A 22405-nucleotide genomic window follows, 5' to 3' on the forward strand; every position below is an offset into this window, starting at 1 on the left:
GGAGCCCCACCGATGGCCGACAACGACGAGCTGCGGCAATACCTCAAGAAGACCGCGAAAGAGCTGTATGAGACCAAACAACAACTGCGCGAGCTCACCGAACGGTCGACCGAGCCCATCGCCATTGTCGGCATGTCCTGTCGCTACCCCGGCGGCGTGCGGTCACCTGAGGATTTGTGGCGCGTAACCGCGGACGGGGTGGACGCGGTCGGGGACTTTCCCACCGACCGAGGATGGGATCTGCAACGGCTGTACAACCAGGATCCGGACGTAGCGGGCACGGTTTATACCCGTGAAGGCGGATATCTCGACTCCATCGGCGACTTCGATGCCGCATTTTTCGGGATCAGCCCACGTGAAGCCGCGGCAATGGACCCGCAGCAGCGCCTGATGCTCGAGGTGTCCTGGGAAGCGTTGGAGCATGCCGGTATCGACCCGGTATCGCTGCGCGGCACCGGCACCGGCGTCTTCGCCGGTGTCATCCACCAGAACTACGGTCCCCGCATCGGCTCCCCGACGACCACCGGCGAGACGGAAGGCCACGCCTACTTCGGTGTCGCGAACAGTGTGCTGTCCGGTCGGATCGCCTACACCTTCGGCTTCAAAGGTCCAGCGATTTCGGTCGATACCGCGTGCTCGTCGTCACTGGTGGCCATGCACCTCGCGTGCCAGGCGCTGCGCAACGGCGACGCCACACTGGCCCTGGCGGGTGGCGTCACGGTGATGTCGGATCCGTCCCTGCTGATCTCGTTCGCGCGGCAGCGGGGGCTGTCCCCCGACGCACGCTGTAAGGCGTTCGCGGCGGCTGCCGACGGCACCGGCTTCTCCGAAGGTGTCGGGATGCTGGTGCTGGAGCGGTTGTCGGATGCCCGGCGGCTCGGTCACACCGTCTTGGCGGTGGTGCGCGGAAGCGCTGTGAATCAGGACGGCGCGAGCAACGGCTTGACCGCGCCGAACGGTCTGTCACAGGAACGAGTCGTCGCGCAGGCATTGGCCAATGCCGGTCTGGCCGCCTCGGATGTCGACGCGGTGGAGGCGCACGGCACAGGCACGAAGTTGGGGGATCCGATCGAAGCGTCGGCACTGATCAATGTCTACGGGGAGGGGCGGGAGAGCGGACCGTTGCGCTTGGGTTCGCTGAAGTCGAATATCGGGCACACTCAGGCCGCCGCGGGGGTGGGCGGGGTGATCAAGATGGTGCAGGCGATGCGGCACGAGATGTTGCCGAAGACGTTGCATGTGGATGCGCCGTCGCCGCATGTGGATTGGTCCGCGGGCACCGTACGGCTGCTGCAGAACAGCGAACCGTGGCCCGCGGGGAAGCGGGTGCGTCGGGCCGGTGTGTCGTCGTTCGGGGCCAGTGGCACCAATGCCCACCTCATTTTGGAGGAGGCGCCCGTCGATCCGGTCGCCGCTCAGGCGGGCGGTGATGTCGAGGGGGTGACGATTGCGGAGTCCATCGCATCCTATGTTGTTCCGTTGGTGATTTCGGCAAAGTCCGAGGATGCGCTGCGGGCGCAGGCGGGTCGGTTGCGGCAGTGGTTGATCGGTGATCCCGATGCCGATATATGGGATGTGGCGCATTCTTTGACAACATCGCGGGCGCTGTTGGACTGGCGCGGCGTGGTCGTGGGACGCGACCGCCGTGAACTATTGGCCGGTCTGGCCGAGTTGGCGGCGGGTGCGCCGAACACCATCGAGTCGAGAGCGAATTCGGGGCAGACGGCATTCTTGTTCACCGGTCAGGGCGCACAGCGGGTCGGTATGGGTGCCGACCTGTATCGCGCTTTTCCGGTATTCGCGGCGTCCTTGGACGAGGTGTGCACGGAGTTCGACCCGCTGCTGGGTCGTTCGCTGAAAGATCTGATGTTCGCCGATCCCGACGGCGTATTGGATCGGACCGAGTTCACCCAACCCGCGTTGTTCGCATTCGAGGTCGCGTTGTTCCGGTTGGTCGAATCGTTCGGTGTGACACCGGATGTGTTGATCGGGCATTCGATCGGTGAGCTGGCGGCCGCGTATGTGGCGGGGGTGTGGTCGCTCGTGGATGCATGCGTGTTGGTGGCGGCGCGTGGCCGGTTGATGGGAGCGCTGCCCGTGGGGGGCGCGATGCTCGCTGTGGCGATCGGGGAAGAGCGGGCGGTCCAGATCGTCGCTGACTTCGGTGGTCGGGTATCGGTGGCGGCGGTGAATGGTCCGTTCTCGACGGTGTTGTCGGGAAATGTGGACGCCATCGCGGAGATCGAGCGGCAGCTCGGCGCGATTGGTGTCAAGACGAATCGGTTGCGGGTCAGTCATGCGTTCCATTCGGCGTTGATGGATCCGATGTTGGCCGAGTTCCGGTCGGTGGCCGAGAGCATCAGCTACCGGTCGCCGAGTCTGCCGGTCGTGTCGAACGAGTCGGGTGTGCCTGCCGGGGATGCGGTGCGGGAACCGGAGTACTGGGTGCGGCAGGTGCGGGGGTGTGTGCGGTTCGCGCCGGGTGTGGCTGCGCTGGCGGCGGCGGGTGTGCGGCGTTTTGTGGAGGTTGGTCCGGATGCGGTGCTGGCGGCGATGACTCGCGAGTGCCTTGCCGAGGTTCCCGATGCCGAGGCCGAGTCGATGGTGATCGCGACCGCGCGCCGCGCGACCGACGAGCCGATCCAATTCGTCTCCGCGCTGGCGCAGGCCGCGGTCGCCGGGATGGAGGTGGACTGGGCGCCGTTGTTCGCGGGCCGCTCCGCCGTCCGGGTGGACCTGCCGACCTATGCGTTCCAGCATCAGCGGTATTGGTTGCGCCCGGCCGGCGGCCACGATATTCGGCAGTCCGGTCTCGATGATGCGGGTTATCCGCTGCTGGGCGCGATGGTGCGACTGCCGGATTCATCCGAGGCGGTATTCACCGGCATGTTGTCGCGAACGGAGCAGCCCTGGCTGGGTGACCACGTCATCGGCGGTGTCGCGTTGCTGCCCGGGGCCGCCCTGATGGACCTGGTGTTACATGTCGGCACGATGGTTGACTGCCCGCAGGTAGCGGAGCTGGTGCTCGAGGCCCCGCTGCCGGTGCCATCCGTGGGCGCCGTCGAGTTGCGGGTCGTGGCGAGCGGACCGGATGAGACCGGTGCGGTCACGGTGTCGGTCTACTCGCGTCCGCGCATTGATACTGCGGCACAAGAACATCCGCAACAGTGGGTGCGCCACGCCGTCGCGACGGTCGCGGCCGGATCGGATGCGCCGACGGTTGGTCCGGATCAGACGATATGGCCGCCGGCCGGTGCGACGGCCATCGCACTCGCGGACGCGTATGCGGAACTGGCGGAATCGGGCTATGAGTACGGACCGGTGTTCCGCGGCCTGACCGCGCTGTGGCGAGGTGACGGCGAGCTCTTCGCGGAAGTCGAGTTGCCCGAGCCCGCACGTTCGGAGGCCGCTGGATTCGGAGTGCATCCGGCGTTGCTGGATGCCGCCTTGCACGCGTTACTGCTGGGCGGCTCGGCTCCCGCGCAGCCGAATGCGGTTGTCGTCCCGTTCTCGTGGGAGAACGTCGCGTTGTACGCGACCGGTGCGACATCACTTCGGGTCCGCGTGACGCGACAGGATGCCGCCGCCGGTGACGAGCGGATTGCCGTGACCCTCAGCGATACCGCGGGCATGGTCGTGGCCGAAGTCGGAGCGCTGACTTTGCGCCCGGTGTCGGTCGACGCTCTCGGTGCCGCGCCGCGTCGCGGCGCGGGGCTCGGTTACGGCGTCGACTGGATTGCGCTGCCCACACCGGCGTCCGACCTGCCGACAGGCGTGTGGAGCGCTGCCGATGACGGGGAAACCGTCACGATCGCCGGACGGGTTGCCATGGTGGTGCGGCTCGACGCCGAGCCCTTCGCACATCCCGCCACTGATCTCCCGATCGCAGTACGAGATTCGGTGACGACACTGACGCAGCGGATACAGCGACTGCTGACCGCGGACGGGCCCATTGTCGTCGTCACCCGGCACGCGGTCGCGGTGCATCACGGCGAGGTCGTGGACTTGCTCGCCGCGGCGGCCTGGGGTCTGCTGCGCACCGCACAGAGTGAGCATCCGGACCGGATCTTCGTCATCGATGTCGACGACTGGTCCGACTATCGACGGTGTGCGGAAATGGTTCTGACGACCGAAGGCGAAGCACAGCTCGCCGTGCGCCGTGGCACAGCCCATACACCGCGTCTGAGCCAGGTCGGTTCGGATGTCGTCGAGGTGGCCACGACACAGCACGCTGGGGCGCTGGCTGACGGCCCGGTGTCCGACAAGTCGACCTGGACACTGACCTTGCTCGGCAAGGGCACTTTATCGGCGGACAACTTCCGCCTGACCGAGGATGCGAGCGCGTCCGAACCGCTTACGGCCGGGCAGGTCCGGGTGAGTATGCGGGCGGTCGGCGTCAACTTCCGAGACATCCTCATCGCGCTGGGTACCTATCCCGACGCGGGCGCGCGGATCGGCAATGAAGGCGCCGGAATCGTGCTCGAGGTGGCACCCGATGTGAACGAATTCGCGCCAGGGGACGCGGTTTTCGGATTCGTTCCTGGTCTCGGTTCGACGGTGGTGGCCGATCGCAGGTTGCTCGCGCCGATGCCGAGCGGCTGGTCCTTCGCCCGAGCGGCCGCCGTGCCCGCGGTGTACGCGACGGCGTATTACGGTCTGGTCGATCTGGCCAGTGCGCAGCCCGGTGAAACCCTGCTGTTGCACGCGGCCACGGGTGGTGTGGGTATGGCTGCGGTGCAGTTGGCTCGGCATCTGGGTTTGCGGTTGTTGGTCACCGCGAGTGAGCCGAAGTGGGATGTGTTGCGGGAGTTGGGTTTTGCCGATGATGAGATCGGTGATTCGCGGTCGTTGGGCTTCGAGGGGAAGTTCCTAGAGGTGACCGGGGGGCGTGGTGTGGATATCGTGCTCGATTCGTTGGCGGGTGAGTTCGTGGACGCATCGTTGCGGTTGTTGCCGCGGGGTGGACGGTTCATCGAGATGGGAATGCTCGACCGACGTGATCCCGCCGTGGTAGCCGCCGAACACCCGGGCGTGGATTACCGCAGCTTTGTGCTGCTCGACGCGGATCCGGAACGGCTTCAGCAGATCCTGCGCGCACTGGTCGAACTGTTCGATGCCGGGACGCTGGCCCCTTCACACACCACCGCATGGGATCTGCGGCAGTTGCCCGAGGCGTTCCGGTATGTCAGCCAGGCCCGCCATATCGGCAAGAACGTGCTTACCGTGCCGATTCCCCCACTTGCCGACGGCACCGTCCTGATCACGGGCGGCACCGGCGGATTGGGTGCCGTGGTCGCACGACATCTGATCACCGCGCACAGGGTGCGCCGAGTGCTGTTGGCAAGCAGGCGCGGACCGGACACACCCGGCGCGGCCGAGCTTCGCGAAGAACTCGCAGCGCTGGGTGCGCAGGTGGATGTGGTCGCCTGCGACGCGGCCGACCGCACCGCGCTGGACAGGGTGCTGGCGCAGATCCCGCCGCAGCATCCACTGACCGGTGTGATCCATGCCGCCGGCGTGCTCGCCGACGGCATGTTCGCGACCATGACATCCGAGCAGATCGCGAACGTGCTGCGCCCGAAGGTCGACGCGGCGTGGAATCTGCATGAGGCGACCAAGGATATGGATCTGTCCGCGTTCGTGCTCTATTCCTCGATCGCGGGGGTGATCGGCAGCGCCGGCCAGGCGAACTACGCGGCCGCCAATGTCTTCCTCGACGCATTGGCGCATTACCGGCAGGTCATCGGTCTGCCCGCCACCTCCGTGGCCTGGGGGCCATGGCGGCAGCGTGCTGGGATGACCAGCGCCTTCGGTGCGGCCGACTTCGCTCGGCTGCGGCGCGAGGGCTTCGCACCCCTGGACGACGAGGAGGGCATGGCGCTGTTCGACGCGGCACTGGCGGGTGGTAAAGCCGCATTCGTGGCCGCTCGGGTCGATCGGACCGCGCTCGCCGACACCGATCCCGGCGAGCTGCGCGCGGTGATGCGCGGTGTGGCGCGGCCCGGTCGGCGGCGGGCAGCAGCCGCCGCGGCGCGCGATTCGTCGGACCTGGTGTCGCAACTGTCCGGCCGCTCGACGGCCGAGCAGGACAGCGTCATCCTCGACCTGATCCGCACGCAGGCCGCGGCCGTCCTCGGTCACGACGATGTGGAGACCATCGCGCCGAATAAACCGTTCAGCGATATCGGATTCGATTCGCTCGGCGTCATGGAGTTCCGCAACCGGCTGAAAACCACTGCCGGCGTGCAGTTGTCGCCGACGGCGATGTTCGACTACCCGACACCGACGGCATTGGCCGAATTCCTCCGGCAGGATATCGCGCCGGTCGAGGACCCGGCCGAGCGGATCGTCGCCGATATCGACGCCCTGGAGCGCAGTTGCGCCGCCGCCGATCTGTCGACCGTCGACCGTTCGGACATCGCGAGCAGGTTGATGGCGATGTGGCGACGGCTGGAGGGCAAGCACACCGACGAGCCCGAGCTGAACGCCGATGCCGACAGCTTCGAAACTGCCGACGACAGTGAACTTTTCGCATTCATCGATCACCTCAGCTGAACTGGCACGAGCAGGAGTCTCCACCGATGGCCGACAACGACGAACTTCGCAGATATCTCAAGAAGGCCGCGAAGGAACTGTCCGAAACCAAACAGCAGCTGCGCGAGCTCACCGACCGGTCGAATGAGCCCATCGCCGTGATCGGTATGGCCTGCCGCTACCCGGGCGGCGTGCGCTCACCCGAGGAACTCTGGCGGATAACGGCGGACGGCGTGGACGCTGTCGGGTATTACCCGTCCGATCGTGGCTGGGACCTGGACCGGCTGTTCGATCCCGACCCGGACGTGCCGGGGACGATCTACACCCGCCAGGGCGGATTCCTCGAGTCCCCGGCCGATTTCGATGCCGCCTTCTTCGGCATCAGCCCCCGTGAGGCGGCGGCGATGGATCCACAGCAGCGGCTGATGCTGGAGGCGTCCTGGGAGGCGTTGGAACACGCGGGCATCGACCCGGCATCGCTACGCGGCAGCGACACCGGCGTGTTCGCCGGTGTCAATCATCAGAACTACGGTCCACGAGTCGGCTCGCCCGCGCTCACCGCCGAGTCCGAAGGCCATGCGTATCTCGGCGTGGCGACCGGTGCGCTGTCCGGGCGGATCTCCTACACCCTCGGCTTCAAGGGGCCGGCCATCTCGGTCGATACCGCGTGCTCGTCGTCGCTGGTGGCGCTGCACCTGGCGGGTCAGGCCCTGCGCCAAGGCGATGCCACCCTGGCGCTGGCGGGCGGTGTCACCGTGATGTCGGATCCGGCGCTGCTCATCGCCTTCGCGCGACAGCGCGCACTGTCACCGGATGGCCGCTGCAAGGCGTTCGCGGCGGCCGCCGACGGCACCGGCTTCTCCGAGGGCCTCGGCTGGTTGGTACTCGAACGGCTTTCGGATGCACAGCGATTGGGGCACAACGTACTCGCCGTGGTGCGCGGCACCGCGGTCAACCAGGACGGGGCGAGCAATGGGTTTACGGCCCCCAGCGGTCCGTCCCAGGAACGGGTCATCGCCCGGGCGCTGGCCAATGCGGGCCTGGAACCGTCCGATATCGACGCGGTGGAAGCACACGGCACGGGCACGATGCTCGGCGATCCGATTGAGGCGCGTGCGCTGATCAGCGTCTACGGCACGCGGCGTACCTCGGATCCGTTGCGCGTCGGATCGCTCAAGTCCAATATCGGCCACACCTCGGCGGCGGCGGGCGTCGGCGGCGTGATCAAGATGATCGAGGCGATGCGCCACGGCATGCTGCCGAAGACGCTGCACGTGGACGCGCCGACCCCGCACGTGGATTGGTCTGCGGGCACCGTGCGGCTGCTCCGGGAGAGCGAGCCGTGGCCCGCGGGCGAACGGATCCGGCGCGCGGGCGTGTCGTCGTTCGGGGCCAGTGGGACCAATGCCCACGTCATCCTCGAGGAGGCGCCCACCGCACCGGTTGCCGAGCAGGGCCCGACCGCCGGCGACGCCCATGAGCGGGGCGATGCCGAGCAGCCGTGCGCGTCCGAATTCGTGCCCCTGCTGGTGTCGGCGAGTTCCGAGGCGGCGCTGCGCGCACAGGCGGATCGCCTGCGGCAGTGGATGATCGGTGACAGCGAGGCGGACCCGTGGGACATCGCTCATGCGCTGGCCACCTCGCGGGCCCGGCTGGACTGGCGGGGCACCGCCATCGGACGCGATCGCACCGAACTGCTGGCGGGCCTGACGGCCCTGGCCGGTGGCGTATCCGGACCCGATGTGGTTCGCGGTGTCGTCGGCTCGGGCCGCACCGCGTTCCTGTTCACCGGCCAGGGCGCGCAGCGACCCGGCATGGGTGCGCGACTGTATGCGGCGTTCCCGGTGTTCGCCGCGGCACTGGACGAGGTGTGCGCCGAGTTCGACCCGTTGCTCGGATGTTCGTTGCGCGAGGTAATGTTCGCCGAAGACGGCGCTACCGGCGACACGACCGGGCCCGCCTCGACGCCGCTGGATCGGACGGAGTTCACCCAGCCCGCGCTGTTCGCGTTCGAGGTGGCGATGTACCGGCTCGTCGCGTCATTCGGCGTGACCGCCAATGTGCTGCTCGGCCACTCCATCGGTGAATTGGCCGCGGCGTATATCGCCGGGGTCTGGTCGCTCCCCGACGCGTGCGCGCTGGTGGCCGCGCGCGGGCGGCTGATGGGCGCGCTGCCCTCGGGCGGGGCGATGCTGGCGGCGGCCGTATCCGAAGACGAGGCCGTCGCGCTGCTGGCCGGATACCGGGACCGGCTGTCGCTGGCCGCCGTGAACGGTCCGTCCTCGGTGGTGCTGTCCGGCGACGTGGATGCCGTCGACGATATCGAGCGGATGCTCGGCGATCAGGGACGCAAGACCAACCGGTTGCGGGTAAGTCACGCGTTCCATTCGGCGCGCATGGAACCCATGCTGGCCGAATTCCGTGCGGTGGCACAGGGATTGACCTATCGGATGCCGACCATCTCGGTCATCTCGAATGTGTCCGGTGCCGTCGTCGATCGTGAACTGACCGACCCGTCGTATTGGGCGGATCAGGTACGGGCGGCCGTTCGCTTCGCCCCGGGCGTCGTGGCGTTGGCCACGACCGGCGTCCGGCGGTTCCTGGAGGTCGGCCCCGACGCCGTCCTCGCGGCGATGACCCGGCAATGTCTGGCCGAGGAACCCGATCTCGAGGCGCGGTCGGTGGTGGCCGCCGCCGGTCGGCGCGATGCCGACGAGGTGGCGCAGTTCAGCGCGTTCCTGGCCGCCGCGCACGCCGCCGGGCTTCCAGTGGATTGGCGACCCCTCTACGCGGGCCGATCGATGCGCCGAATCTCGTTGCCTACCTATGCCTTCCAACGGCAACGGTACTGGGTGCCGCCTACCGACGGTCGCGGCGACGTGGGTGGTGCCGGTCTGCTGTCGATCGACCATCCCATGCTGGGCGCGGCGGTGGCCATCGCGGGCAAGGACGAATGGCTGTTCACCGGAAGGCTTTCGACGGCATCACAGACCTGGATTGCCGATCACCTGGTGTTCGGCGCGGTGCTGCTGCCCGGCACCGGTTTCGTGGAACTGGCGTTGGCAGCCGGTGCTCGCCTCGGTGTCGAGATCGTCGAGGAGTTGGTCCTCGAAGCACCGCTGCGGATGGACGAGCACACCGAAATCGATATCCAGATCAGTGTGGAAGCCGCCGATGACGACGGACGCAGGCGCTTCGTCGTGGCGTCGAAGCTTGTCGAGGACGCCTTCGTGATCGACGGCGCGCCGGAGTCGCGGACCGGCACGAGCGCGATCACGCATGCGCGCGGCGTCTTCGCGCCCGCGCAGTCGAACGACGCGCCGCCGACCGGCCGCGACCTCGGCCCGGCGGCGCAGGACGATGTCGTCTCCGGCGAGCCGATGTACGACCGATTGGCCGCGCGTGGACTCGGTTACGGCCCCGCTTTCCAGAATGTCGCCCGCCTGTGGCGTACCGGTGACGATGTCGTGGCCGAGGTACGCCTGTCCATCGAACTCGATGCCGACGCCGGCCGCTTCGCCATCCATCCCGCGCTGCTGGATTCGGCGCTGCACGCCGCCGTCGAGGAGCTCGGCGCCGAACTGCCGCAGGACCAGGCGCCGCTGCCGTTCTTCTTCACCGGTGTGCGGGTGTATCGCCGCGGTGTGACGGCCGCGCGGGCGCGCATCCGGCGCAGCGGAGCCGACAGTGTGCGGCTCGAACTCGTCGACGAATCCGACGCTGTCGTGCTGACCATCGAGGCGCTGCAGGCCCGACCGGTGCACAGCCGGGCACTGCGCGATGATCGGACTTCGGCACGTCACGCGCTCTACGACGTGCAGTGGAGCGTCGTCGAATCCCGTACGCAGGCAGGCCAGGAGGGTCGGCGCATGGCCGTCGTCGGTGCCGCTTCGACGTCCGGATTCGACGAGAACTACCACGATATGGCCGCCCTGGCCGAGGCGGCCGGCGACAACGTCCCCGACCTCGTGGTGTGGTGCGCCGATGACCTCGAGGCGTCGATTGATTCCGGACCTGGTTCGGCGGAACTCGTACGCCGGCGCGTGCACACCGTGCTGGAGTCGATCAGATCGTGGTTGCGTCTGCCGACGGCCGAGGACGCGCGGCTGATCGTGGTGACTCGCAACGGGGCTGGTCTCGTCGGTGAGGATCCCGATCTGGCCGCGGCCGCCTCGTGGGGTGTGGTGCGCAGTGCCCAATCCGAGCATCCAGGTCGAATTGTCCTGGTAGACATAGACAATGCGGCCGTAGTCACTCCCGATCTCGTCGCGGCCGCCCTGCGGACCGAGGAGGCGCAGCTGGCGGCCCGCGCGGATGCCCTGTTCGCGCCGCGGCTGACCCGGCACGAGGTGTCCGCGACCGACACGGGCCCGGCGTTCGGCTCGGGTGCGGTGCTGATCACCGGTGGTACGAGCGGGCTCGGCGCCCTGGTCGCCCGACATCTGGCCGCCGTGCGGGGCGTACGTGAACTGGTGCTGGTCTCCCGGCGTGGCCCGCAGGCCGATGGCGTCGCCGAACTCGTGACCGAATTGGGCGAACTCGGCGCTCGGGCGCGGGTACTGGCCTGCGATGTCAGCGACCGTGCCGCCGTGGCGACGCTGCTCGACGAGATCGCCGACGGTCCCGCGCTGACAGCTGTCGTGCACGCGGCCGGTCTGCTGGCCGACGGGACCGTCGAAACCCTCACCGCCGAGCAGATCGACCGGGTACTCGCACCGAAGGTCGATGCGGCGCTGCACCTGCACGAACTCACCCTGGACCGCGACCTGTCGGCGTTCGTCATGTTCTCCTCGATCGCGGCGGTGCTCGGATCGGCGGGACAGGCCAACTACGCGGCGGCCAATTCGGTGCTGGACGCCTTGGCGCGACGGCGTGTCAACGCGGGTATGCCCGCGGTGTCGGTGGCATGGGGACCGTGGAGTCAAGACAGTGGGATGGTGGCCGAACTGGGTGCGGCCGCCGTGGAACGCCTGTCGCGCATGGGCTTTCGCCCACTCGCACCGGCCGACGGTCTCGCGCTGCTCGAGCTGGCGACCGATGCGGGCGCTCCCTTCCTCGCCGCGGTCGACTTCGACCTCGCCGCACTATCGGTCCAAGCGCGCGCCGGCATGCTGGCCTCGCCCCTGCAATCATTGGTGCCCTCCCCACGGCGCGTGCGTAGCGGAGGCGGGGACCTGACCCGGCGGCTGGCCGCGGCCGAGCCGGACAGGCACGACGCGATCGTTCTCGATTTCGTCCGAGAGCAGGTCGCCGCGGTGCTCGGGCATCCGTCGGGATCGGTGATCGACGCCGAAAAGCCTTTCAATGAACTGGGATTCGATTCGCTCGGCGCGGTGGACTTCCGCAACCGGCTGGCCAAGACCACGGGTCTGCGCCTGCCGTCGACGCTGGCCTTCGACTATCCGACAGCGAAGGCCATCACCCGATACGTGCGCGCGCAACTCGATGGTGCGGGCGCGGTGGCGAATGCCCAGCCGGCGCGCCGCCGGACGCGCGCCGACGAGCCGATCGCGATCGTCGGCATGGCCTGCCGTTATCCCGGCGGTGTCGAATCACCGGGCGGGCTGTGGAATCTCGTGTCGTCCGGCACCGACGCCATAGGTCCATTTCCCGATGACCGGGGCTGGCCATTGGAACGCCTGATCCATCCCGACCCCGACAAACCCGGCACGTCCTACACCCGCGAGGGCGGGTTCCTGGCCGACGCGGCCGGTTTCGACGCGGCCTTCTTCGGGATCGGCCCACGCGAAGCGGTCGCGATGGACCCGCAGCAGCGGCTGCTGCTCGAGGTGTCGTGGGAGGCGTTGGAGCACGCCGGAATCGATCCGACCTCGTTGCGGGGCAGCGACACCGGCGTCTACACCGGCGTGATGTACCAGGACTACGAGGTGCTCACCCGCAAGGGCGGTCCGGAGGCCGAAGGCTATATCGGGACCGGTGCCGCGGCGAGTGTGGTCTCCGGACGCGTCGCGTACGCGCTCGGTCTGGAAGGACCCGCGATGACGGTGGATACGGCGTGCTCGTCCTCGCTGGTGGCACTACACGTCGCGTGCCGGGCGCTGCGCCAGGGGGAGAGTTCACTCGCGCTGGTGGGCGGCGCGACAGTGATGTCGACGCCGATGGTGTTCGTGGAGTTCTCCCGGCAGCGTGGTCTCGCGCCGGATGGTCGGTGCAAGTCCTTCTCGGCCGCGGCCGACGGGGTGGCCTGGGCCGAGGGCGCCGCCGTGCTGGTGGTGGAACGGCTGTCGGACGCACAGCGATTGGGCCACAACGTCCTCGCCGTAGTGCGCGGCACCGCGGTCAACCAGGACGGCGCGAGCAACGGCCTGACCGCGCCCAATGGCCCCTCGCAGGAGCGCGTGATCGCCGCGGCGCTGGCCGATGCGGACCTGCGCCCGGACGAGGTGGACGTGGTGGAGGCGCACGGTACCGGGACGCCGCTCGGTGATCCGATCGAAGCGCAGGCCCTGCTTGCCACCTACGGGCAGGGACGCGCGGATCGGCCGCTGCGCCTCGGCGCGCTCAAGTCCAATATCGGTCACACCCAGGCGGCTTCCGGCGTGGGCGGCGTGATCAAGATGGTGCAGGCTTTGCGGCACGAGATGTTGCCGAAGACCCTGCACGTGGACCAGCTGTCGCCCCACGTGGATTGGTCGGCGGGCGCGGTGCGGGTGCTGACCGAGGCGGAGCCGTGGCCCGCGGGCGAGCGGACCCGCCGGGCCGGGGTGTCGTCCTTCGGGATCAGCGGCACGAACGCCCATGTGATTCTCGAGGAAGCACCGGCGCCACGCCCGATCACGACACACTCGGCAGAAGGTGAATCGCCCTCCGTCGCATCGGGTTTCGCGGCCGATTCGACCAATGCGGTGGTGCCGCTTGTGCTATCGGCGAAGACGGTGGAGGGGTTACGCGGCCAGGCCGCGCGATTGCTGGACTGGCTGGCCGACCGTCCCGAGGTGGATTCGTGGGCGGTGGCGCGGTCATTGCTCGACTCACGGGCGTTGCTGGATCGGCGCGGGATCGTCGTCGGAGGTGACCGAACCGAACTGCTGGCCGGGCTGAACGCCCTGGCCGCGGGCTCGGTGTCGCCGGGTGTGGCCGAGGGCGCCGTCGGTTCGGGGAAGACGGCATTCCTGTTCACCGGTGGCGGCGCGCAGCGAGTGGGCATGGGTGCCGGGCTGTACGCGGCGTTCCCGGTTTTCGCGGCGGCACTGGACGAGGTGTGCGCCGAGTTCGATCGGCACCTCGGCGGGTCGTTGCGGGAGGTAATGTTCACCGACTCGGCGGGTGTGTTGAACGAGATGGGCTGGATGCAGCCCGCGCTGTTCGCCTTCGAAGTGGCGGTGTTCCGATTGCTCGAATCGTTCGGCGTCGGACCCGATGTGGTCGCGGGTCATTCACTCGGCGAGCTGACCGCGGCCTACGTCGCGGGCGTGTGGTCGCTCTCGGACGCGTGCGAGCTGGTAGCGGCGCGCGGCCGGCTGATGGGGTCGGCTCCGGCCAGTGGCGCAATGCTGGCGGCGGCGGTCTCGGAGGCCGAGGCCGCCGAGCTACTGACCGGTTTCGGTGACCGAGTGTCGCTCGGCGCGGTGAACGGGCCGGAGTCGGTGCTGTTCTCCGGATACGCCGATGCCGTCGGCGAGATTCAGCGGCGGCTCGCCGACGCGGGCCGCAAGAATACGTTGCTGCGGATTTCGCATGCCTCGCATTCGGTGTTGATGGAACCCATCCTCGACGAATTCCGCTCGGTGGCCGCGCGATTGACCTATCGCGAACCGCTGCTGCCGATTGTGTCGAATGTGTCGGGGACCCAGGTGGGGGCGGAGGTTCGCGATCCGGCGTACTGGGTGGCGCAGGTGCGTAGCTGCGTGCGGTTCGCGCCCGGCATCGACAGCCTCATCGAGTCGGGCGTGCGTAGATTCGTCGAGGTCGGTCCCGACGCGGCGCTCACCGCGATGGCCCGGGAGTGTTTGGCCGAACACCCGGAGGTCGGCGCGGAGTCGATCGTGGTGGCCTCGTCCCGACGATCGACCGACGAGGCGTTCCAGTTCGTCACAGCCCTCGCGCAGGTGCATGTGGTGGGCACGCCGGTGGACTGGCCACTGCTGTTCGGCGCGCGTGGCACCGGACCGATAGAGCTGCCCACCTACGCCTTTCAACACAAGCGGTTCTGGTTGCAGCCGCAATCCGACGAGGCGGTCGGCTCGTTCGGACATCCGCTGGTCACGAATATGGTGCCGCTCGCGGGCCGGGACCAGTGGCTGTTCACCGGACGACTCTCGGTGCGGACCCATCCCTGGATCGCCGACCACGCGGTGTTCGGTTCGGTGCTGCTGCCCGGCACGGCCTTCGCGGAGTTGGCGTTGACGGCGGGTGCGCAACTGGACGTCGCTGTCATCGAGGAGTTGCTGCTGGAATCCCCTCTCGTCTTCGCCGATGGTGCGGAGGTCGATCTTCAGGTGAGTGTCGAGGAAGCCGACGACACGGGACGGCGCAGGTTCGCGATCTATTCGCGGGCCGACGCCGTCGATCGGGACGCGGCGGATCAGGATCCATGGGTCCTGCACGCCGGTGGTGTGCTGACCGCCGCCGACGGGGACGAAGTTCCCACCTGGAGCGAAGCGAACTGGCCACCCTCCGGGGCCCAGCCGTCGGAAAGCTCTCTCTATGATCGATTGGCGGACAAAGGATTCGACTACGGTCCGGTTTTCCAGGGTGTCACGGCGATGTGGACGCGTGGCGAGCAGTCCTTCGCCGAAGTCTCCCTCGACGACTCGGTGAGCGGTTCGGCAGCCGCGTTCGGCATCCATCCTGCACTGCTCGACGCCAGCCTGCACGTGGCCATCGACGGTCTGCACAACGGTCTGTCTCCAGAGCAGCTGCCATTGCCCTTCTCCTTTACCGGCGTTCGGTTGTGGCGTTCCGGCGTCGCCGCGATGCGCGCACAGGTGAGCCGGGACGCCGACGGGCAAGTGAGCATCGCCGCGGTCGATGAGACCGGGGCGCTCGTGCTGACGATCGACGCGGTTGCCGCGCGTCCCATCGATGCCGCGGCACTGCACGCGGTGGCCACGGTTCGGCGCTCATCGCTGCTGAGCTTGCGGTGGATCCCGTCGGAGCTGCCCGCACCGGCGGCGGGCGCAGTGCTCGCGACCCTGGGCGCGGTGCGGGTGCCCGGTATCGAACTGCACTACGCCGACGTCGCGGAAATGATTGCGGCAGAGTCTGTTCCGGATGTGGTCGTCTGGTCGATTACCGATCCGACCGCCGCCGGACACGGTCGGATCGACGCCGATACGGCCGCCGCGGTGCGAAGCTCGATCCACTCGGCCTTGGCCACCGTGCGATCCTGGCTCGCCGACGAGCGGCTGGCCGACACCCGCCTGGTGGTGGCGACTCGCGGCGCGGCCGGTATGCCGGGGGAGTCCGTCGACCTGGCGGCTGCCGCGGTGACGGGGCTCATCCGCACCGCACAATCGGAATATCCGGGCCGCATCGTGCTGCTCGACCACGACGGCGATCTCGGTGACGCCGTCGTGCGCGGTGTGATCGAGTCGGACCGAGCCCAGGTGGCGGTCCGCGACGGCGCGATGTGCGTGCCGCGTCTCGGCGCCATCGACGGTCTCAACGGAAGAGCCGAAACATTCGGCCGGACAGGCGCATTCGGCGACGGCACCGTTCTGATCACCGGTGGCACCAGCGGACTCGGCGCGGTGATGGCCCGACACCTGGTCCGCACCCACGGCGTCGAACACCTACTGCTGGTTTCCCGGCGTGGCGACGCGGCACACGGTGTAGCGGAGCTGGTCGACGAGCTGACCCGGCTGGGTGCCGAAACCCGGGTCGCCGCATGTGATGTCGCTGATCGGGCCGCTGTGGCGGCGGTACTCGATGCGATCGGGACCGAGCACCCGTTGACCGCGGTGATCCACTCCGCGGGCATGATCGACGACGCCACGATCGAAACATTGAGCGCGGAACAGCTCGACCGCGTGCTGGCCCCCAAGGTAGACGGTGCCCTGAACCTGCACGAGCTCACCCGCGAGCACGAGCTGGCGGCGTTCGTGCTGTTCTCCTCGGCCGCCGCGCTATTGGGCTCGGCCGGGCAGGGCAACTATACGGCGGCGAACGCGTTCCTCGACGGTCTCGCCAGTGCCCGCAGGTCCGAGGGGCTGCCCGCCTTGTCGATCGCCTGGGGTCTCTGGAACGAAGACACCGGAATGGCGGGCGCCATGGACCGAGCCACCGTGGCACGGTTGGAGCGAATGGGCATCAAGGTACTCGGCGACGACGACGGGACCGCACTGCTCGACGCCGCGGTCGCCACCGACGAAACACTGGTCGCCGGTGTCGAGTTCGATAAACCGGCGCTCGCGGCGCAGGCCAGAGCGGGGCTACTGCCCGAGGTGCTCAGTGGGTTGGTCCCCGCGCGTGCGCGGCGCACGACGAGCGCGGCGGCCGGGGGCGGTCTATTGGCGCAGCGACTCGCCGCCACCCCGGAGGACGAGCGCGATGCGCTGGTGCTCGGCTTCGTGCGCGAGCACACTGCGGCGGTTCTCGGTCACGCCTCGGCCGATGCCATCGATCCCGAAACTCCGTTCAGCGAACTGGGTTTCGACTCCCTCGGTGGTGTCGAGTTGCGTAATCGGCTCACCGAGGTGACCGGTATGAAACTGCCAACGACGCTGGTGTTCGATTACCCGACCGCCGCCGCTGTCGCGAAACTGGTGCTCTCGCGTTGGGCGGACACCTCGATCCCGTCGGCGATCGACGATCAGATCGCCGCCCTGCGCACGCTGTTGGCGACGATATCCTCCGCGGCGGACAAGGCTCGGCTGGTCGAGCGGGTCCGCTCCACGCTGGCCGAGGCACTGCCGGAACGGGAAGCCGCGGTCCCGAGCGACCGTGTCGCCGTCGAAGCGGCCAGCGCCGACGAACTCTTCGCCCTCATCGACCAGCAGATATCGACATAGTTAGGGAATGTGATGACAGGCTACGACATGGCGACGATCGAAATGTCGGGTGCGACGAGATCACTGCATCTGGAATGGGAGGATCCCGGCCTGGCCGTGCTCGCTCTGCTGCAACTGTCCCGCGACGAACTGCTGGAGCGGCTGCGCTCCGGTGACCTGCCGCAACCGCCGCTGGCCAAGTTGCTGAACATCGTGGTGATGGAAGCCGAGCCCGGTCGGATGGTGCTAAGTCTCACACCGGACGAGCGGCACGTGAACTACCTCGGTGTGGTCGGCGGCGGTGTGGTCGGCGCGGTCCTCGACGTCGCGATGTGGGGTGCGGTCCATCTGTCGATCGAAGAACCGGCCATGGTCACGACCACCAGCATGAATACGAATTTCGTGCGTCGGGTCGCCCACGGCCAGGGCACACTGCGCGCGATCGCCCACGCCGTGCACGTCGGCCGGACGACGGCGACCGCGGAAGCCCGTCTCGTCGACGCCGCGGACAAGATATACGCGACGGCGACCGCGACCTATATCAAGTTGAGCGGCTGATACAAAGGCCGGTGCTCGGGAGATCTCCTCGAGCACCGGCCCTCGTACTGTGACTCAGAGTTCGGCCGCCAGCCGCGTGCCCTGTTCGATCGCGCGTTTGGCGTCCAGTTCCTTGGCCTCCTCGGCACCGCCGATGAGATGTGCTCGCACACCGAGGGATTCGAGCCGGTCCGATAGATCGCGCACCGATTCCTGACCGGCGCACACGATCACGTTGTCGACCTCGAGTACCCGCCTGCCGTCCCGGTTCGAACCGAAGCTGATGTGCAGGCCGCGATCGTCGATCCGCTCGTAATTGACCCCGCCGATCTGCTCGACGCCCTTCGCCTCCAAGGTGGCGCGATGGATCCAGCCGGTCGACTTGCCGAGACTCAGCCCGAACGGTCCCGACTTCCGTTGCAGCAGTGTCACTTCCCGCAAAGCGGGAGTGTGCCTACGCGCGGTCAACTGTCCCGGCGCGCGATGGTCGTGGGTGACACCCCACTCGTGCCGCCACTCGTCGAGTTCCAGCGCGGCCGGACCGTCGACGGCGAGGAATTCGCTGACGTCGAAACCGATTCCACCCGCGCCGATGACGGCGATGCGCGTGCCGACGGCCCGCTCCTGCCGGATCAGCTCCGGATAGGACAGGACCATCGGGTGGTCGATCCCGGGGATATCGGGTACCCGAGGCCGCACGCCGGTCGCCACGACGACCTCGTCCCAGCCGCCGCCGGCCAACTGCTCGGCGGTGGCGGGGGTGTTCAAATGCACCGTGACAGCGGTCAATTCGAGTTTGCGGGTGAAATACCGGATCGACTCGTTGAACTCCTCCTTGCCCGGGATGCGTCGTGCGAGGTCGAACTGGCCGCCGATGGTGTCGGACGCCTCGAAGAGTTCGACGTGATGACCGCGCTCGGCGAGCCCGATCGCGGCCGACAACCCCGCCGGGCCCGCGCCGACGACGGCGACGCGTTTGGCGTGCCGGGTGGGCAGCAACTGCAGCAGTGTTTCGTGACAGGCCCGCGGATTGACCAGGCAGGACACGGTTTGGCGGGTGAAGGTGTGGTCGAGGCAGGCCTGGTTGCAGGCGATGCAGGTGTTGATATCGTCCACCCGGGACTCGGCGGCCTTGTTCACCCATTCCGGATCGGCCAGCATCGGGCGGGCCAGCGAGATGAGATCGGCCTGGCCCCGCTCCAGGATCTCCTCGGCGACCTCGGGCATGTTGATGCGGTTCGAGGCGCAGACCGGAATCGACACGTGGGTCTTGAGTTCGGCGGTATATCCCACGAACGCGGCCCGTGGCACCGAGGTGGCGATCGTCGGCACGCGCGATTCGTGCCAACCGATATCGGTGTTGATGACGTCGACCCCGGCGGCCTCCAATTCCTTGGCCAGCGCGATGATCTCCTCGAAGGTCTGCCCGTCCTCGACGAATTCGGCCATGGACAGCCGGAACATGAGCAGGAAGTCTTCGCCCATCGCGGCCCGGGTCCGCGCCGCGATCTCGACCGGGAACCGCCGCCGGTTCTCGGCGGAGCCACCCCAGCGGTCGGTGCGGTGATTGGTTCGCGGCGCGAGGAATTGATTGATCAGGAAGCCCTCGCCGCCCATCAATTCGATGCCGTCATAACCTGCTACCTTCGCCAGTCGGGCGCAGCGCACGTGGTCGGCGATCGTCGATTCGATGCCCTCCTCGGTCATGGCCTTCGGCTCGAACGCAGTGAGCGGGGATGCCACCGCCGAGGCCGAAACATTGATCGGGATATTCGAATCGCGCCCACCGTGCACGATCTGCAAAGCGATCTTGGCCCCCGCCTCGTGCACGGCATCCGTGATGACCCGGTGGCGTTGCGCGTCGCCCTCGGTGATCATCGCGCAGGCGAAGGGCCACAGCCATCCTTCGCGGTTCGGCGAATATCCGCCGGTGACGATCAGGCCGACACCGCCACGGGCCCGTTCGGCGAAGAACGCGGCCAGCCGGTCGATATGCCAATCCCGGTCCTCGAGCCCGGTATGCATCGAACCCATCACGACACGATTGCGCAGCGTGACCCGCCCTACCTGGAGTGGCGACAACAGGTGCGGAAAAGCTGAACTCATGCATGGAACCTAATGACCGCTCCGCACCCTCGCAACCGGAGTCGACCAGCCATCGGTCCGCGGGCGAGATCGGTGTGGCCGGGCGATGAGCGATCGATGCTCACGCTGGATCGGCGGGCGCGATCGAGCGCGCTCCCGGACCCGGCCGGAATGCCACGTCACGAGGGGAGTCGATGTGATGACCGGCGGCGCAGACGAGTTGAACTCCGACCTCGGCCGCACATTCTCGGTGCAGCGAGACCACCGGCGGCCCCTCTGGATCCGCCAGGTAGCGGTCACCCCATTGACGAACCGCCACCACTATCGGAAACACGTCGAATCCCATTGGGGTGAGCCGGTATTCGTGGCGCTTGCGCTCGCCGGGCTCCTGATACGGTCGGCGGACCAGCAAACCCACCTCGCAGAGCCGAGACAGGCGATTGGTCAGCACCTGTCTCGGCACGCCCGCATGCTCGCGGATCTGGTCGAAACGCCGGATGCCGTTGAAGATTTCGCGCAGTACCACCACCGTCCAGCGTTCGCCGAGGATCTCCATCGCGCGAGAGACTGTGTCGTTCTCGGTGGACCAGTCCATGGCGGATGGGTGCGGCTGCGTCATGGCAGCAGTCTAGATGCTGGATCTTATTGACAGACTCAGCTGTCACTGCGAGGCTGCATCCATGTCTCGAACTCAGGTGGATCGTCCTGGTGCGGACCCACAACGCAATCCGTGGCCCGCGCTGATCGCGATGGTCGTCGGGTTCTTCCTGACCACTGCCGACATGATGATCGTCCTGGTGATCAATCCGGTACTCCTGCGTGCACTGGATGCCAGTGTGGCGCAGGTGATCTGGGTGACCAGCGCCTATCTGCTCGCCTTCGCGGTACCGCTGCTGGCCTGCGGTCGTCTCGGTGATCGCTTCGGCCCCAAGTACATCTACCTCGCCGGACTGGCGATATTCACGCTGGCCTCGCTGTGGTGCGGGCTGTCGCAGTCCATCGGCGTGTTGATCGCCGCGCGCGTGGTGCAGGGCCTCGGCGCGGCGCTGATGACACCGCAGACCATGGCCGTGATCAGACGCACCTTCCCGGCCGAGAAGCGGGGCGCGGCGATGTCGCTGTGGGGTGCGGTGGCGGGCCTGGCCCTGCTGGTCGGACCGATCCTCGGTGGCACGCTTTCGGACGCGTTCGGGTGGCGGTGGATCTTCTTCATCAATATCCCGATCGGGGTCGTCGGTCTGGTGCTCGGTCTGCGGTTGGTGCCGTCGCTGCCGACCAACCCGCACCGCTTCGATATCACCGGCGTAGTGCTGAGCGCCGTCGGCATGTTCCTGCTGGTGTACGGCTTGCAGGAGAGCGATATCCGGAACTGGGACACCCTCATCTGGATTTTGATCGCCGCCGGGTTGGTGGTCCTGGCGATCTTCGTGGTGACCCAGCGGCGCGGTGGCGGTGAACCGCTGCTGCCGCTGACGTTGTTCCGCGACCGCAACTTCGCGCTCGGCAACATCGCGATCGTCTCCACCGGCGCCACCGCGACGGCCGCCATGGTCCCGCTTTACTTCTACCTCGAAGTGGTGCGTGGGCTGTCCCCGACACGGGCGGCGCTGGTTTTCGCGCCGATGGCCGCCATGATGCTGGTTTTCGCGCCGATGGTCGGCAAATTCGGTGACAAGGCGCATCCACGGTTGTTCCCCCTGGTGGGTTTCACGCTCTACGCGGCGACGATTGTCGCGATGTCGCTCCTCATCCCCCGAGAGGCGCCGATCGCGTGGTTCGTCGCGGCCGGGGCGGTCAGTGGCTTCGCCAACGCGTGCACCTGGGCGCCGCTGGCGGCGACGACCACCCACAACCTCCCCGAACACCAAGCCGGGGCCGGGTCCGGGGTGTACAACGCGATGCGCCAGATCGGTTCGATGATCGGCAGTGCCGCCATCGCCGCGGCGATCACCGCGCGCATGTCCGCGCACGGCCTGGGGGAAGGCAAGATCGGGAAAGGGGGCATGGGAGCCGACAGCATCCCCGACGCCGTCAAGGACCCACTCAGTTCGGCATTGAGCCAGGCCATGTATCTGCCCGTCGGATTCCTCGTGGCCGGCATCGTCGCGGCGCTGCTGTTCGAATCAGGGACATCACCTCGTCGCGATGCCGCCAAGACGGTGACGACCGAACCGTCGCGTCCCGCCGATGCGGTCGTGCACACGGCCGACGCGGGCTGACTTTTCGTGGTCGGCCGAGCCGCGGGTCCCGTGCCCGCGACTCGCGGGACAGCGAAGATGAAGCGATCGGGTCGAACT

General features: G+C 67.9%; 5 protein-coding genes and 1 pseudogene. 4 read left to right on the plus strand and 2 right to left on the minus strand.

Annotation, left to right across the window (positions count from 1 at the left end; genetic code table 11):
• Positions 1 to 24: 24 nt before the first annotated feature.
• From ON44_RS38185 to ON44_RS38195, 3 genes and pseudogenes are all read left to right on the plus strand, one after another.
• Positions 25 to 6555 (plus strand): annotated as a pseudogene (locus ON44_RS38185) (SDR family NAD(P)-dependent oxidoreductase); the annotation flags it as partial.
• A 26-nt stretch (positions 6556 to 6581) separates the two neighbouring features.
• Positions 6582 to 17507 carry a type I polyketide synthase gene (locus ON44_RS52195; protein ID WP_051182957.1) on the plus strand — a complete coding sequence of 3642 codons (10926 nt, stop codon included), beginning with the start codon at positions 6582 to 6584 and terminating at the stop codon, positions 17505 to 17507.
• A 12-nt stretch (positions 17508 to 17519) separates the two neighbouring features.
• Positions 17520 to 18044, plus strand: coding sequence for a PaaI family thioesterase (locus ON44_RS38195; RefSeq protein WP_051182959.1), 525 nt, complete (start codon positions 17520 to 17522; stop codon positions 18042 to 18044).
• 54 nt (positions 18045 to 18098) lie between these two features.
• On the opposite strand, the gene ON44_RS38200 is transcribed toward ON44_RS38195, so the two are convergent.
• Both ON44_RS38200 and ON44_RS38205 read right to left on the minus strand, forming a co-directional pair.
• On the minus strand, positions 18099 to 20129 hold the full coding sequence (locus ON44_RS38200; protein WP_040699569.1) for an NADPH-dependent 2,4-dienoyl-CoA reductase: 2031 nt from the start codon (positions 20127 to 20129) through the stop codon (positions 18099 to 18101).
• A 100-nt stretch (positions 20130 to 20229) separates the two neighbouring features.
• Complete coding sequence (locus ON44_RS38205; protein ID WP_040699572.1) at positions 20230 to 20727, minus strand: winged helix-turn-helix transcriptional regulator; 498 nt, start codon at positions 20725 to 20727, stop codon at positions 20230 to 20232.
• A gap of 61 nt (positions 20728 to 20788) precedes the next feature.
• On the opposite strand from ON44_RS38205, the gene ON44_RS38210 reads away from it, so the two are divergent.
• Complete coding sequence (locus ON44_RS38210) at positions 20789 to 22327, plus strand: DHA2 family efflux MFS transporter permease subunit (protein WP_051182961.1); 1539 nt, start codon at positions 20789 to 20791, stop codon at positions 22325 to 22327.
• Positions 22328 to 22405 lie beyond the last annotated feature (78 nt).

Source organism: Nocardia vinacea NBRC 16497 (assembly GCF_000308835.1).
Classification (GTDB): domain Bacteria; phylum Actinomycetota; class Actinomycetes; order Mycobacteriales; family Mycobacteriaceae; genus Nocardia; species Nocardia vinacea.

Coding starts and splice junctions, on each gene's coding strand:
- ON44_RS52195 (WP_051182957.1), top strand. CDS start 6,582: ATGGCCGACAACGACGAACTTCGCAGATATCTCAAGAAGGCCGCGAAG.
- ON44_RS38195 (WP_051182959.1), top strand. CDS start 17,520: ATGACAGGCTACGACATGGCGACGATCGAAATGTCGGGTGCGACGAGA.
- ON44_RS38200 (WP_040699569.1), bottom strand. CDS start 20,129: ATGAGTTCAGCTTTTCCGCACCTGTTGTCGCCACTCCAGGTAGGGCGG.
- ON44_RS38205 (WP_040699572.1), bottom strand. CDS start 20,727: ATGACGCAGCCGCACCCATCCGCCATGGACTGGTCCACCGAGAACGAC.
- ON44_RS38210 (WP_051182961.1), top strand. CDS start 20,789: ATGTCTCGAACTCAGGTGGATCGTCCTGGTGCGGACCCACAACGCAAT.